This window comes from Vibrio sp. 10N.247.311.14 (genome assembly GCF_041467715.1).
GTDB lineage: Bacteria > Pseudomonadota > Gammaproteobacteria > Enterobacterales > Vibrionaceae > Vibrio > Vibrio crassostreae_C.
Window position 1 is genome coordinate 1 of record NZ_JBFSVE010000079.1, and the last position, 15706, is coordinate 15706.

Genomic DNA, 15706 nt, shown 5'->3' on the forward strand with positions numbered 1-15706 from the left:
CATATCACTTACTACCGTTTTTGTTTTTAGTTCCCGCTAATCCGCGATGAACCAAAAAAAAGCCCAAACCAACGTGGTTTGGGCGGATACAAGTATAGGAGTTAATAAGGAAAATGCAGTAATTAAGAAAGCAGTGAGAAGAACAAGTTTGACGGCCTGTTAAACTTCTAAATACGCTGTTTTCTACCTAATTTAGGACTCTCCATTTCCATTTCAGTTCCAAGAAAATTCATTATTTTTTTCTTTTTTTATAAACACACAGCGATTCAATCGTTTAGTGCTGAGCTTTATTAACTGGTACGACCAATTTGTGAAAATGTGATGTTGCTTGCTTGTTAAATAAATGTACTAAGCGTATATTTCAAACAGTTGTTTAATACGAGTGATTGAAATGGCACCAAGAAGTACAACCAAAGACAAAATCTTAGATGTGGCTGAAGGCTTATTTGCTGAGCACGGTTTTAATGACACCTCTTTACGCACGATTACGAGTAAAGCGAATGTCAACTTAGCTTCAGTGAACTATCACTTTGGCGATAAGAAGACTCTGGTTCGTGCGGTACTCAATCGTTACTTAGAAGCATTTATGCCAACACTGCAAGATGCATTAGTGAACTTAAACTTGAACGAAACGTATTCTATGAGTGACGTGTTTGAGTCTCTGAGACAGCCACTAAGAGCACTTAATGATGTTAGGCCAAATGGTACAAGCCGGTTCATGTTACTTATCGGCAGAGGCTATACAGATGTGCAAGGACACTTGCGTTGGTTCATTACTACCCGTTATAGCGAAGTACTTTCTTTGTTTACGACATCTGTAATGAAGGCGAATCCGAACCTCACTCAAGAACAGTTATTTTGGCGATTACACTTCACCCTAGGGACTTGTGTATTCACCATGGCATCAAGTCAGGCTCTGGTAGAAATTGCAGAGAATGACTATGACAGAAAGATAGATGCTAAGGCAGTGGTCGATATTCTTATTCCATATTTAGCCGCTGGCATGTCAGCAGAAGAATAAAACAATAAAAAGCGAAACATTCACAACCAATATAGTGAACAAAAGGATCTGAACTATGAGCTCTCTAAGACAAAAATGGGTAAGTGACCCAGCTTTTAAACTCTTTAAAAAAGTACTACCACCACTATCTAGCACCGAGAAAGAAGCGATGGAAGCGGGTAGCGTGTGGTGGGACGGAGAGCTGTTTTCTGGTAAACCAGATTTCACTAAGCTGCATCAATACCCAAAACCTCAGCTGACAGCAGAAGAGCAATCGTTCATGGATAATGAGCTTGAAACCTTGCTCGCTATGCTTGATGACCACCAAATTGTAAAAGAAGATCGAGACCTTCCTGAAGAGGTGTGGAACTTCTTACGCAAAGAGCGTTTCTTTTCGCTAATTATTGCGAAAGAGTATGGCGGTCGTGAATTCTCAGCACACGCTAACTCAACTATCGTAACTAAGATTGCGACTCGCAGTATCAGTACTGCGGTTTCAGTAATGGTTCCAAACTCTCTTGGTCCTGGTGAGCTGCTGTCTCACTACGGCACTCAAGACCAAAAAGACTACTGGCTACCTCGTCTTGCTGACGGTACAGATATCCCATGTTTCGCACTAACAGGCCCAGAAGCGGGTTCTGATGCGGGTGGTATCCCTGATGTCGGTACTGTGTGCATGGGCATGCACGAAGGTAAAGAGACGCTAGGTATCAAGCTTAACTGGAACAAACGCTACATTACACTAGCACCAGTGGCGACGGTACTTGGTCTGGCTTTCAAACTGCACGATCCAGAAAAGCTACTGGGTGACAAAGAAGACATTGGCATCACTTGTGCGCTAATCCCGGCTGACCACGAAGGTGTTGTGATTGGTGAGCGTCATGACCCACTTGGTCTTGCGTTTATGAATGGTCCAACACGCGGTCACGATGTATTTATTCCTATGGAATGGTTAATCGGTGGTGCCGATTACGCAGGTAAAGGCTGGCGTATGCTGGTGGAATGTCTGTCTGCAGGTCGTGGTATCTCATTACCCGCACTTGGCACGGCGATGGGCCACCTAACGGCGAAAACGACTGGCGCATACGCTTATGTTCGTAAGCAGTTCGGTATGTCGATTGGTAAGTTTGAAGGAGTTGCAGAGAGTTTAGGTCGTATTGGTGGCTTAACGTATCTACTAGAAGCGACTCGTACACTAACAACTACTTCACTCGATATGAAAGAGAAGCCGGGTATCGTTACGGCTATCGCGAAATATCACATGACAGAAATGGCGCGTACTATCCTGAATGATTCAATGGATATCCACTCTGGTCGTGCAATTCAAGATGGTCCAATGAACTACTTAGCTGCGCCTTACCTAGGTATTCCAGTTGCTATCACAGTAGAAGGTGCGAACATCTTAACTCGCAACCTGATGATCTTCGGTCAAGGTGCGACACGTTGTCACCCATACGTGCTAAGCGAAATGGAAGCGGCAGCAAACCCAGATGAGAAGCAAGGTGCGAAGGATTTCGATAACTTGTTGTTCAAGCATATCTCTCACGCAACTAAGAACACGTTTGGTGCGTTCGGTGCGGCATTGACAGGCTCTAAGTTCATTAAAGCGGATATGAGCGGTCCAACGAAGCCTTACTACCAAGACTTAACTCGCTTGAGCCGTGCGCTTGCAGTGAGTGCGGATTTCGCAATGCTTACACTAGGTGGCGAACTGAAACGTAAAGAGCTTATCTCTGCACGTCTAGGTGATGGTCTAAGTTACCTATACATGGCGTCTGCAGCGCTTAAGAAGTATGAAGATGAAGGTCGTCAACAAGCTGACCTAGACTACGTACACTACGCGGTTCAACACTGTTTCCATAACGCGGCTAAATCGCTACAAGAAGCGTACAGAAACTTCCCGAACAAGATGGTAGGTAAAGTACTTAAAGGTCTAGTTTTCCCTGTCGGTAACCACTTTGAAAAACCAAGTGATAATCTAACGGTACAACTGGCAGAAAGCTTGATGACTCCGGGTGCACACCGTGAACGTCTAACTCACCTTTGCTACATAGGCAAAGAAGAAGAGGATAGTGTTGGCCTAATGGAGAATGCGTTCAATGCGATGTACAGCATCAAGCCTCTCGAACGTAAGATCTTCAAAGCAGTGAAAGAGGGCAAAGTGGCTCGTAAAGGTCTATTGCAAGATAAACTTGCTCAAGCACTGGCGGCAGATGTTCTTACTCAAGACGAAGTTGACCAAATCATTGCAGCAGACAAACTTCGCTACGCAGCGATTCAAGTTGACCACTTCAGTCATGATTACAGTGAAACTTTGACGCGAAAAGAGTTAAAACCTAAGCTAAATAGCGTTGCTTAGATAAAGAAATGACAAAAGGCACCTTATTAGGTGCCTTTTTTTGTTTTTGTCGTAGAAGTTGCAATAGAGGCGTTAACAAATGGTGACTTAGTCAGCAAATATTCACTGAGTGCTCCAACCACTTGCATTTTCGCCACATTTTTACAGAAATTAGATGCCATTTGCGTACGAAACTTTTATCCTTAACCTGATTTTTTAAGGAAGTTGAATATGATCATCAAACCTCGAATTCGCGGATTCATCTGTACTACAACACATCCAGTCGGTTGTGAAGCTAATGTAAAAGAACAAATTGCTTACACAAAAGCTCAAGGCCCAATCGCAAACGCACCTAAACGTGTACTAGTTGTTGGCTCTTCAAGTGGCTACGGCTTGTCTTCACGTATTGCGGCTGCATTTGGTGGCGGCGCTTCAACTATCGGTGTTTTCTTTGAGAAAGCCGGTACTGAGAAAAAGCCTGGCACAGCTGGTTTCTACAACTCAGCAGCGTTCGACAAGTTTGCTAAAGAAGAAGGCCTATATTCAAAAAGCCTGAACGGCGATGCTTTCTCTAACGAGGCGAAACAGAAAACAATTGACCTGATCAAAGAAGATCTAGGCCAAATCGATATGGTTGTATACTCACTGGCGTCTCCAGTGCGTAAAATGCCAGAGACTGGCGAAGTAATTCGTTCATCTCTAAAGCCTATCGGTGAAACGTACACGTCAACTGCGGTTGATACGAACAAAGACACAATCATCGAAGCAAGCGTAGAGCCTGCAACTGAAGAAGAGATCAAAGACACTGTTACTGTAATGGGCGGTGAAGATTGGGAACTTTGGATCAATGCTCTTTCTGAAGCTGGTGTTCTAGCGGACGGTTGTAAGACGGTTGCTTACAGCTACATCGGTACTGAACTAACGTGGCCAATCTACTGGGATGGCGCACTAGGTAAAGCTAAGATGGATCTAGACCGTGCAGCGACAGCGCTGAACGAGAAGCTAGGCCAAACTGGCGGTACTGCAAACGTTGCTGTTCTTAAGTCTGTAGTGACTCAAGCAAGTTCTGCAATCCCTGTAATGCCTCTTTACATCGCTATGGTGTTCAAGAAGATGCGTGAAGAAGGTATTCACGAAGGTTGTATGGAACAGATCTTCCGTATGTTCAGCCAACGTCTATACAAAGAAGACGGCAGCGCGCCAGAAGTGGATGAAGTGAACCGTCTACGTCTAGATGACCTTGAGCTTCGCGAAGACATTCAAGATCACTGTCGTAACCTATGGCCTCAAATCACAACTGAGAACCTAAAAGAACTGACTGACTACGTAGAGTACAAAGAAGAGTTCTTGAAGCTATTTGGTTTCGGTGTTGAAGGTGTTGATTACGAAGCTGACGTTAACCCAGCTGTTGAATTTGATGTAGCTGACATCTAATTCAAGTTATCGAATCTAAACGAAATAGGCGCTCATTGAGCGCCTATTTTTTTGTCTGCTATTTGGTTCAAGAGATTAAGAGCAGATATGGGATTCGAGTGGCGGGATGCGAAGAGATTTAAGAGCGGATACGGCTACCGCGATTCGAAGGGGGACAAGAGTAGAAATAAGGGATGAAGAGAGTTAAGAGCAGGAGTGGGGAAGAAGGCTTGAACCGCTTAAAACAGGTTATAAAAAATGCACTAACCCAAAGTGAATTAGTGCATTTGAAATATCTAAGCTTGGCTGCTTTTAATGCAGCAGATGCTAGCTAATTATGATGATGAAAGTACCTGCTAAGGTCATCAATATATTGGCTATCGCATAAGTACCCGCATAACCCAGAGCCGGAATCGTTGAGCGAGCGTGGTCATTTACGATGTCCATCGCTGGAGCGCAAGTTCGCGCGCCAATGATTGCACCGAACAACAAAGCTCGGTTCATCTTCAATACGTAAGCGCCAACCAAGTAAGCGAAGAATACTGGCAGCACACTCACTACTAGGGCAATACCTATTACCTGTGGGCCAACTTGGGTTAAGTGCTCAAATATCTTACCACCGGCGCTCAAGCCGATACCGACCATAAAGAACATCAAACCGAGGTCTTTGACCATGTTCAGAGCACCTTGAGGCACATAACCGAAAGTAGGGTGGTTCGCTCGTAGGAAACCAAGCATGATGCCCGATAGAAGCAGGCCAACCGCGTTACCTAGCCCAAACGATACCTGACCGAATGTCATGGTGATCAAACCAAACAAAATACCCAAAATGAAGAAGCTACAGAAGGCCATCAAATCCGCCATTTGGCTGTGGATTGAGATGAAACCAATTTTCTCAGCTAGGCCGTGCACTCGACTCTTTTCACCACTCACCTGTAGGACGTCACCTTTAGAAAGCACGATGTTTAAGTCCATCGGCATTTCAATCTGAGCACGTACTACGCGGTTAAGGAAACAGCCGTATTCAGACAGGTTTAAGTCTGATAGGCGCTTACCTGCGATACTGTCACTCTTAACGACGATCTCTTCTTCCACGATACGCAGATCGAGAAGGTTACGGTCGAAAACTTCTTTACCGTTACGGAAGCTTGGGTCTAGACGAGCGTGGCTATCTGGGAAACCAACCAATGCGATCTCATCGCCTTCTTGCAGAATTGCATCACCATCTGGATGGGCAAGAATACCATTACGTCGAATACGCTCGATGTAACAGCCTGTTTGGCGATAGATGCCCAGTTCACGCAGATTCTTACCGTCAGTCCAAGAGATGAGCTCTGGTCCCACTCGATAAGCACGAATAATGGGCAAGTAAACCTTACGCTGACCTGAAGCGCCTAACCCACGTTCTTGGGCGATTTGCTCTGCCGAGTCGTGTAGGTTCACTTTTTGAAGTTTTGGAATCAAGCGAGCAAACATAATCATACTGATTAAGCCAACCAAGTAAGCCATCGCGTAACCGACTGAAAGGTTTTCGATAATCAGGCTCAAGTCCATGTTTCTTGGTAATTCTGCAAGCCCAGAATTCAGAGCATCTTGAGCACCTACCAATATCGGCGTTGCTGTTAAGGCACCTGCCATCATGCCTGCAGATAAACCAAAGCCTAGGCCAAGGTAATGACTACTGAAATAGGTTAGGGCAATTGCGGTAGAAAGTACCACAAGGCTCAGAATGAGGTAGTGCTTACCATCTCTGAAGAAGATACCGAAGAAGTTTGGTCCAGCTTCAATGCCAACACAGTAGATGAACAGCATGAAACCAATGGTGAGCGCATCTGCGTTAAAAGAAAAGCCAAGATGTCCCATGATAAGGGAAGTAATCAAAACACCGATTGAATTACCAAGTTGGAGGCTACCGAAACGAATTTTACCAATGGCTAATCCAATCGATAAAACAACAAAGATGAGGAGAATGGGGTTTTGTTCTAACAGAAAAACAACGTCGATATTCACGGTGGTCGCTCAATAATTGGCGTGGAACACAGGGTAAGTTTGAGAGGTGAATTGTATCTAAATATAAATAAATTATAAGCAATATTTTGTTAATTTACTTGATTTTGACCTTATTCTTATTCCGTATGAAAACTGGTCATAAAAAAGCCCGCTACAGTGAGCGGGCTTTCTATAAATCGTACAGTCTAACGCCTAAATGGGTCAGCTGTTTAAGGCTTTAGCCCTGATTCTCGTTTGAGAAATCCTAGCTTAGTCGAAAAGACCTAGGTTTTCTTTTGCGTATGCTTCAAATTCTGTGCAGCCGCCGATGTGGTCTTGGTCGATGAAGATTTGTGGAACTGTATCGACAGGTTTACCAACAGTCTTCTCTAGATCAGCTTTGCTGATACCTTCAGCGTGGATGTCAACGTAACGGTAGTTGAAGTCATCGCGTTTAGCTTTAAGAGTTTCAGCATGCTCTTTTGCACGAACACAGAATGGGCAAGCAGGGCGACCAAAAATAACTACAAACATTTAATTTCTCCTAAATACGGGATGAGGCTCGTTAACTCGATTATGTTAACTATTCTTTAGTGAATGCCACTCAAAATTTCATAAAACCAACTATGCCTCAATGCCATGGGGAAATAAAGATGGAATTACCTCTTAATACAATAGGTTTTGTCTATCAGAGCAAATAATGGTCACAAAAAGGATCCATGCTGATTTCTGATGGGTATTCAGATTGATTACCCTTAATTTAAGAGTGTGAATTACCCCTAAGAATACGACATTAATCCATCTTTAATGCGACAAGTTGCAACTCGTCAAAAAAAGCGCATACAGAACGAGGCATCTTAATACTGATGCACTATATAAAGGCTAAATTCCAATAACCAAGAGTTCGCAGTTTTGTTCGGTCATAGGCGCAGGAGGCACCATGTTTCAATTTATGACATCTACAAAGATCATCTTTGGTGATGGAGCACTTTCCGCTTCATTGTCTCTCTTTAATCAATATGGCTACAGCGTGCTATTGGTTACAGGCAATACATTAGAGCGCACTTCAATTGTTACTGACTATCTTGATGCGCAGAGTATGCGTTATCAGCACATTGCCGTTTCCGGTGAACCTAATATCAAAATGGTTGAAGAGGCGGCTATTTCTGCTCGTCGATTTAAGCCAGATATGGTTGTCGCCATGGGGGGCGGTAGCGCCATCGATATGGGCAAAGCGTTGGCTGCGGTTTTACCTAATCAAGGCAATTTATATGACTATGTTGAAGTGGTCGGGCGTAATGTTCCTCTTAAAACCAAACCACTTCCGTTTATCGCAATTCCAACCACAGCGAGTACCGGCGCCGAGGTCACTAAAAACGCGGTGCTGAAATCAGGCCAAGACCAAGTGAAAATCAGCCTGAGAAGCCCAGACATGCTGGCCGACGTTGCGATTGTCGACCCAACCCTAACTCATGGAACCAATCTATATCTATCTGGGCGAGGTGCGATGGATGCCTTTACTCATCTAATGGAAGCCTACGTGTGTGGTGAACCGAATCCGTTAACCGATATGATTTGTGAAGAAGGGCTGCGTAAGTTGAGTGGTTCTGTGGTTAAAGCGTGTGTTTATGATGAGCCTCAAGCGCGTTCTGATCTTGCTTTCGCTTCTATGCTCGGTGGTATGGCGATAACTAATGCCAAGCTTGGCGCAGCCCATGGTTTAGCCTCCGCACTAGGAGGTAAGATTTCTGCGCCTCATAGTGTGATTACCGCGCGTTTAGCGCCGTTTGTGATGTTGGAGAACATAGCCGTTGCAAAAGAGCAGCAAAGAAGCGACATCCTAGCGCGTTATCAGCGAATCGCTCAGATAGTAACAGGTAACGTAGAAGCAATAGAAGAGGAGGCAATTTCTTGGTTATCGGAAGTGCTTGATACGCTTAAGTTACCCAACTTGTTGGAATTTGGTGTCTGTGAAGCCCAGTTTGATGAGGTGTCTGCCGACGCGCTCAAATCAGTGGCGATTAAAGGAAACCCTTTGCCGCTTAACCAAGAGAGGCTCGTGCATATTTTGAAGCAAGTATGCGAGAAGTGCAGTTGTAGAGAAGGGCATCATGAGGGAGCTTCAATGAATCAAATTGGGCAAGAGCCAGCTGTCGAGTCGAGCTTTACCATTATCAATTCTTATGCGTCCGAAAACAGCGTGGTTGAGAAGGGCAATAGTTGGACTATCTAACGGTCTTAAACTTGTTCGTTGTATAAGTCATTTTATACAGACAAATAAAAACGGAGCTCTAGGCTCCGTTTTTTAATTCAACTTGTTCTCTGGTCATCTGTTTTCAGTTCATGACTAAGCAGATTAGAACTGAGAGTACTTCTCGTAACGTGAATCACGAAGTGACTCTTTGACGCGCTTTAGGTTCTCTCTGAAACCAGAACCACGACGTAGCGTAAAGCCTGTCGCTAGCACATCGATAACCGTCATCTGAACAACGCGACTTGCCATTGGCATGTAAACGTCAGTGTCTTCTGGAACATCCAGAGAAATAGACAACGAGCTCGCTTTATCCAGTGGAGAATCTTTTGCTGTGATAGCAATAACTGTCGCACCGTTTTCACGCGCTAAGTTTGCAATCTCAACTTGGCTTTTAGTGCGGCCAGTATGAGAGATAAGAACAATAACGTCGTTATCACTGCAGTTAATGCAGCTCATTCGTTGCATCACGATGTCTTCGAAACATGTGATTGGGATATTAAAACGAATAAACTTGTTTTGAGCATCTTTGGCGACAGCAGAAGAGGCACCCAGTCCGAAGAACGAAATGCGTTTTGCTTGAGTCAGCAAGTCAACAGCACGGTTTACTTGCATCGCGTCTAGACTGTTTTTAGCAACGTCTAGACAAGCCATAGTTGATTCGAAAATCTTATGCGTATAAGCATCTGGACCATCATCTTCTTCAACATTACGGTTCACGTAAGGTGTACCGTTTGCCAAGCTTTGAGCTAGGTGAAGTTTGAAGTCAGGGAAGCCCTTTGTGTCTAATCGACGACAGAAGCGGTTAACTGTAGGCTCACTCACGTCAGCCATTTTAGCTAAGGTAGCAATGCTAGAATGAATTGCAGTTTGAGGGGAAGCCATAATTACTTCGGCTACCTTGCGCTCAGACTTGCTGAAATTTTCCAGGTTTTTTTGTATTTTTTCTAATGTATTCATAGTGTTCACAAGGGTATAGAGAACAACTTGCTAGTTAATATCTTTTACCAGGGGGTATGGCTGAAGCAAATATCAGTAAACACAAAGCCGATGTATATTCGGTTTCGTAAATACTGCTGCGTCAAATAGATATCAAGCTAACTAGCACCATAGAGTCAGTATAAACCCAACATACTATTTACTAATACAAAAACAGGGCATGAATGCTTAAGAATATGACAAACCTCAACAAAATTTTAGAAAACTACAGAATTGGAAGAGAGTTTGAGCAAAAAGAATGCAAAATGGGTATGAACTGACAGCTTAGTTACATCAAAAAGAAAGAAATTTTCAATTTGATGCAACTAAAATTGAATGACTATGCGTTGATTTGCGTAACCAGTTTGTTGATTTTGCCCATCAAGTTTGGTGCTAGTTTAGAGATCTCACGCTGTTCTTCAAGCACTGACGAAAGAATATCATTGCCTGTTAGTGGGTTTGCTAATACCACGCGGAAAACGATGATTGGCTGATGTACCCATGCTTCAGGGTTTAAGCGTGTACGTGACACGAAAGACTTACCTGTTTCACGCTGCTTCTTCTGAATAAACTTAGTCAGCTCATTGAGCAACTCATTCAGTTCGACACGATGTTCAGGCTCAGCTTTAAGCAGTGCCGCTTTGACTGACTCAGGGACATAGCGATAAGTCAGTAGGCAAAGCTCAGGTTCTGAAACCAGCTCGAAGTCGCTCTGATCTTTAATTAGGTCGGCAAAGTAGCGCGCTTTGTTGATGCTTTGGTCGATCAGCAGTTCATAACCTGGGCGGCTAATGATGTGCATTGCGGCGTAAACCAGCATTGCCATACCTGAACGAGAACCTTCTAACGTATGGCTGCCTAAATCTTTTGAGCCTTTACGAAGAATGTATTGAGCATGATGTTCAATCGCAGTCATCGCATCTGGCTTCTTAAACAGAACCATACCCGCACCCATAGGGATATAAAGCTGTTTATGCGCATCAATCGTGACTGAATCCGCCAGTTCAATACCATCAAGTAGGTGACGATGATTGTTAGACATCAGAGTCGCACCGCCCCAAGCTGCATCAACGTGGAAATGACAATCGGATTCGGCACACACCTCAGCAATGTCTCTTAGCGGGTCGATATTACCGGTTTCGGTTGTACCAGCCACACCAATGACGGCGAAAGGTTTGATCTTGTTCTGCTTGAGCTGCTCGATCTTGAGTCTTAGATCATCAGTACAAATACGGTTGTCGTTATCTGTTTTAACAGACACTAGACCTTCTTGACCAATACCCAGGACATCCGCGGCTTTTTTCAGAGAGTAGTGGCCACGTTCAGAGACTAAGATGGCAAGGCCTTCGTAGTCGTAGTGCTTCATGGCTTTAAACAAGCCCTCTTTTTCCACACCTTTGAACGAACCTTGGGCTTTTAGTGCATTGTTACGTGCAACCCAAAGCGCCGTAATGTTCGCGATGGTACCGCCAGAACAAAACGCACCTAAAGAGTGGTTTGCGCTGTGCATCCAACGAGAATAAAACTGGTCACTATCTTGATAAATCAGGCGATGTAACATGCCCAGAACTTGACGTTCTAGGGGAGTGAACGCTTTTGAGGTCTCGATTTTTACTAGATTCTGATTCAACGCAATCATGATTTTTGAAAGCGGCATCAGGAAGTACGGCAACGCAGAGGTCATGTGGCCAATAAAACTTGGCGAAGACGTGTGAACCGAATGAGACACAAGAGAATCGAGGAGATGCTCAGTATGTTCAGAAACAAACTCAGGCTGCTCTGGGATATGAGCATTTGAAAAATCTTTCTCAATTTCACGCAGCGGCTTTTCTTCAGCCACAATATGTTCACGTAAGAATTGATTCAGGTTTCGTGAAAGTTTGTCTTCAATTTGAGTGAGTGTTGAATCTGGGCCTTCAGGTACCGTGAAGATACGTAGAAGACTGTCGAAGCTAACATCTGCTGTTTTTTGTTCCGTAACCATAGCAAGCGAGTTATTTTTCTAATATTGACGCGAGCGGGACAATCTAAACGAAAACGGGAACAATGTCCCGTCTTAATTATGAAATCCAACTTCTCAAAAAAGCATATTAAATGCGAGGTTATTTACACTTAATCGCTTCAAGTTTACTGATCGACTGGTTGTAACGCTGCAGCGCTGAGTCGATTTGCTTAGGGTGACTAAGCAGCTCTGCAAAGGCAGAACGTAGTTCGTAGTTTTGTGCGTGAGGCGTTGATTGGCGGTCATCGAACGTTGTTTTCGCGATTTTACCAAGCTCATCATCACGTGTTGATAGCGTTTTAATGTCGTGTTGCTCAAGTTGCAGCCAACCTTCTACAGGTTGCTCTGTTGCCACTTTGCTTGAGTCGTTTACTAAGTAGTAGTGAACGGCAGCACGGTTAAGCTCAAAGTGGTGCTTACGACCTTCTAGGAACCACTCACTCACTTCTGTTAGCTCTGGATATTGCTCAGAGGTTAATGCAGCAAGGTCGGCATACCAATTCAAAGAAGCGTCGATGTACGCATCATATTTTTTTGCTTGGCACTGGTTTGTCTCAGACATTGAATCTGCTGCAAAAGAGAAAGTAGAAGCTAGCAGTAATGCGACGCAAAGGCGTTTCATAGTGGTTCCTTTTGTAAGTTTATTCTTTTTATAACTTTGTCGTTACAGGTTACCGTGATCGTTATTTGTTGAGCAATGACACTTAGTGTCTTTTTATTTCGGTAACTGTATTGGTGTCTTGGGCATTGGTATTCGAGTTGCATTCTAATCTAAAACAAACGCTATTCCTGCGATCTAGTTAGCAAGAGATACAAAGAACAACATCAATATCGGAACAAGCAAGCTGAGGATAAAGCCACTGACGATAGCGATAGGCACACATCGAACGCCACCTGTTGTTTGAATGACCGGTAAGGTGAAGTCCATCGCAGTCGCACCAGCATAACCAATGGAAGTGCATGGGTAGCTGCGAATCAGCACTGGAATCAGTACCAAGGCAACTAACTCTCTTAACAGCTCGAGCATGAAAGAAGCGCCACCATAGACAGGGCCAAAGGCGTCACCCATTAAGATACCAGCCAGAGAATACCAACCAAACCCAGAAGACATTGCTAAGGCTTTGAACAGAGGGATATCTAGTATGTAAGCCGCGATTACACCACCTAACATTGAGGTGATGATAATGGTGATTGCGATAACCATGCCGTGCTTGTTGAGTAAGATCTGACGAAGTGTGAGTCCGCTATTACGCAGCTGAATGCCGATAAAGAACAGGAGAACAAACAGAATCCATTCGCTTGCAGTATCAACCCAATCAAGGCCAATAGGCAGCACTAAGCCAGCGATTAGCCCTGAACCCACCACTAGGATGAGTTTGGCGGATTCCATCGCCATAGAAGAGAGGGGAAGCTTCTTCTTACTACTGTCGGTTTTGAGTGGTAGTAGCTTATCAATAGCGGGCAGTGCCATTAAGTTACAAACGCTTAAGCAGACAAAGAAAGTGACGGTATATAGAAGGATTGTCTGCAGATTACTGCCTAGGTTATCGAGGGCGGCTAAGCTTAGTCCCATCAACGCCAGAATCACGTAGATCAACCGCGATGTTGAGCGGTTGATAAATTCTAATGTTTGAGCGTTCGAAATTGCAAAAAGATACCCCACGACGAGTGGTGCAAATATAAAGATCATCCCTGTAAACATGCTTTCCCCATTGCATTTACTTCATATTACACTTACTTGTAATTTAACAGTGACTTAGAAGCCGCTAGTATTGATCACGTCGCTTAGCTTTGCATTAAAATCATGTTTGCTCAAGTTGCTTAATTTATAAAGCACCTCTGCACCAGTCACGTTAAGTTCAACTTCGTGATCATCGATGTTCTCATCCTTGTTTCTGAACATCAGCAGGTGATTAGCGATTCGAGCGATATCTAAGTAAGACACTTCACGCTGTTCGTGATTATTGATGGTATTACTGCACACATCAATAAAGTCGCTGTCGAAGCCCCAACGGTTAAGCACTAATTTACTGGTAGCAGAACATTGGCCTTGGAAGATTTGTAGAGCGATGTCGTGATCTAGGTAATTGCCATTTTCGAGGTAGAGGTGGTATTCGCTAACCAAACAGAACAAACCAATGTCAGCCAGTAATCCGACAAGCAGCGATTTTTCATGCTCAAGGTAACGGTATTCAGTAGGGGAGATCTCTTTGAAGCTGTTGGTAACAAGCACCATAGTAGCGCCCAGCTCTTTTGATACAGAGGCGCTCTGAACCAATACCTTATTACACTCTTTACTGAGGTTGACTGAGTGTTTGAGTTGCTCAATAGCCTGAGCCGTCACGATGTCACGGACTCTTAATATGCCAAGGCGCGACACAGCCGTCATAATATCAACACAAGTAATATTGCGTCGGTTAAAGACGACAGAGTTAGCCACACGAATGACAATAGCAGCGAGGCCTGGGTCTTCGAGTAAGCACTCGGCAACGTCAGCAATCCCAGTTGATTCAAGGGTACAAAGCGATTGAATCTTCAGTACAACGTTAGGGATAGGAGGAAGTGTTATTTTTCCCGCTGAGATAGAATGTCCAACAAGTTGGGCAAACTCTGATTCTAGACCCTTTAAGAGAAGAGCCTTATTTTGAGGTAGCCAGAAAAACGATAAATGATTCATATAAAAAGTAAAAACAGGTCTGTCCTGCCATTTTACAAGCCACGATGCTGCGAGGCAATACTCACCCGTCTACATAACCTTTAATAATTTGAACCGGTGTATCACTAGGTGCCCAAATTCAAGCATGGTTTGATAGTTTACTGTGAAGTCAATCATGAAAAACCGGAATACTCAATTGATTGATGTGAACTAAGTCCAGACTTATTTTTCTTTTCGAAGTATCATTTATTTAAAGGTGGAAAACGAAACCATAATATTCACCTATAGAATAAAAAAATAGATTTAAAATTTTTCGCATAACAAGCTGCTTGTCTGGTGATCAACCTAATCGGGGTAATTTGATTAAGGATCAACGGATATGACCGAGACAGCATTTATTAATTACGTGAATCAATTTGGTGAGCATCAAAAACGTTCTATGTTCGGAGGTATTGGCCTCTTTCAAAATGACGCTATGTTCGCTTTATTGAGTGAAGGTTGTTTATTCATTAGAGGTGGAAAATCACTAGATAAAAAACTGACCGATCTTGATTGTGAAAAGTATCGTCATGTAAAGAAGCAGACAACAGCAACTGTAAACTATTACGACATTACGGATCTGTTTACCTGTGAACATCCTGAATTGGATAGCATTATTCGTACTTCAATCGATAATTCAATTCAGCAGCGTAGCTTCAAGAAATCATCAGCTAGCCGTAGATTAAGAGATCTACCAAACATGCAGCTTACGTTAGAGCGCATGGTTAAAAAGGCGGGTGTGGATGATGTTTCAATGTTTATGCAGTTGGGCGCGCCTGAAGTGTTTAATAAGGTTCGCGAAGCGTACGGAAACGATGTTGACCTAAAACTACTTTGGAAATTTGCGGGTGCAATTGATGGTATTCACTGGAAACTATTACAAGAGCCACGCAAGCAGCAATTACTAAAGAGCTGCCACTAAAGAAGTTTGCCTTATATGCTTAAGATTACTGTTAATAAATAAAAACCGAGGAATGTCCTCGGTTTTTTTGTTGTGCGCCGAGCATGGCGTTGATCTAGGAGGTGAAAGTCCTCTACGG

12 protein-coding genes are annotated in these 15706 nt (G+C 43.6%); 5 read left to right on the forward strand and 7 right to left on the reverse strand.

The features are described 5' to 3' along the window. The first annotated feature begins 391 nt into the window (after nt 1–391). The 3 genes from AB6F11_RS20590 to fabV all read left to right on the forward strand — a co-directional run bounded on the left by AB6F11_RS20590 (nt 392) and on the right by fabV (nt 4772). Complete coding sequence (locus tag AB6F11_RS20590) at nt 392–1021, forward strand: TetR/AcrR family transcriptional regulator (protein ID WP_102394644.1); 630 nt, start codon at nt 392–394, stop codon at nt 1019–1021. A 55-nt stretch (nt 1022–1076) separates the two neighbouring features. Beyond that, nucleotides 1077–3359: an acyl-CoA dehydrogenase gene (locus AB6F11_RS20595; RefSeq protein WP_017071963.1), complete on the forward strand. Its 2283-nt coding sequence runs from the start codon at nt 1077–1079 to the stop codon at nt 3357–3359. 210 nt (nt 3360–3569) lie between these two features. Further along, a complete protein-coding gene (gene fabV, locus AB6F11_RS20600) occupies nt 3570–4772 on the forward strand; it encodes an enoyl-ACP reductase FabV (RefSeq protein ID WP_017065406.1) in 1203 nt (400 codons plus the stop codon). A gap of 306 nt (nt 4773–5078) precedes the next feature. Here fabV and AB6F11_RS20605 read toward each other — a convergent pair whose 3' ends face one another. Both AB6F11_RS20605 and AB6F11_RS20610 read right to left on the reverse strand, forming a co-directional pair. Then, the gene (locus tag AB6F11_RS20605) at nt 5079–6761 is read right to left on the reverse strand and encodes an aspartate:alanine antiporter (protein WP_017060395.1); all 1683 of its coding nucleotides are present in this window, start codon (nt 6759–6761) and stop codon (nt 5079–5081) included. A gap of 249 nt (nt 6762–7010) precedes the next feature. Next, entirely contained in the window at nt 7011–7274 is a 264-nt protein-coding gene (locus AB6F11_RS20610; RefSeq protein WP_009847069.1) for a GrxA family glutaredoxin, read from the reverse strand. A 406-nt stretch (nt 7275–7680) separates the two neighbouring features. On the opposite strand from AB6F11_RS20610, the gene AB6F11_RS20615 reads away from it, so the two are divergent. Then, the gene (locus AB6F11_RS20615; RefSeq protein ID WP_017060396.1) at nt 7681–8973 is read left to right on the forward strand and encodes an iron-containing alcohol dehydrogenase; all 1293 of its coding nucleotides are present in this window, start codon (nt 7681–7683) and stop codon (nt 8971–8973) included. Nucleotides 8974–9096: 123 nt separating this feature from the next. Here the strand turns inward: AB6F11_RS20615 and AB6F11_RS20620 are convergent, their stop codons facing one another. The 5 genes from AB6F11_RS20620 to AB6F11_RS20640 form a co-directional block, all read right to left on the reverse strand. Then, nucleotides 9097–9951: a MurR/RpiR family transcriptional regulator gene (locus tag AB6F11_RS20620; protein ID WP_004734686.1), complete on the reverse strand. Its 855-nt coding sequence runs from the start codon at nt 9949–9951 to the stop codon at nt 9097–9099. A 358-nt stretch (nt 9952–10309) separates the two neighbouring features. Next, the gene (panP, locus tag AB6F11_RS20625; RefSeq protein WP_017060397.1) at nt 10310–11953 is read right to left on the reverse strand and encodes a pyridoxal-dependent aspartate 1-decarboxylase PanP; all 1644 of its coding nucleotides are present in this window, start codon (nt 11951–11953) and stop codon (nt 10310–10312) included. A gap of 118 nt (nt 11954–12071) precedes the next feature. Continuing rightward, on the reverse strand, nt 12072–12593 hold the full coding sequence (locus AB6F11_RS20630; RefSeq protein WP_102394643.1) for a hypothetical protein: 522 nt from the start codon (nt 12591–12593) through the stop codon (nt 12072–12074). A gap of 174 nt (nt 12594–12767) precedes the next feature. Further along, a complete protein-coding gene (locus tag AB6F11_RS20635; protein ID WP_017071961.1) occupies nt 12768–13673 on the reverse strand; it encodes a lysine exporter LysO family protein in 906 nt (301 codons plus the stop codon). A gap of 54 nt (nt 13674–13727) precedes the next feature. After that, nucleotides 13728–14648 carry an HDOD domain-containing protein gene (locus tag AB6F11_RS20640; protein WP_102320462.1) on the reverse strand — a complete coding sequence of 307 codons (921 nt, stop codon included), beginning with the start codon at nt 14646–14648 and terminating at the stop codon, nt 13728–13730. Nucleotides 14649–15006: 358 nt separating this feature from the next. On the opposite strand from AB6F11_RS20640, the gene AB6F11_RS20645 reads away from it, so the two are divergent. Next, a complete protein-coding gene (locus AB6F11_RS20645) occupies nt 15007–15588 on the forward strand; it encodes a TfoX/Sxy family DNA transformation protein (protein WP_017060401.1) in 582 nt (193 codons plus the stop codon). The last annotated feature ends 118 nt before the right edge of the window (nt 15589–15706 follow it).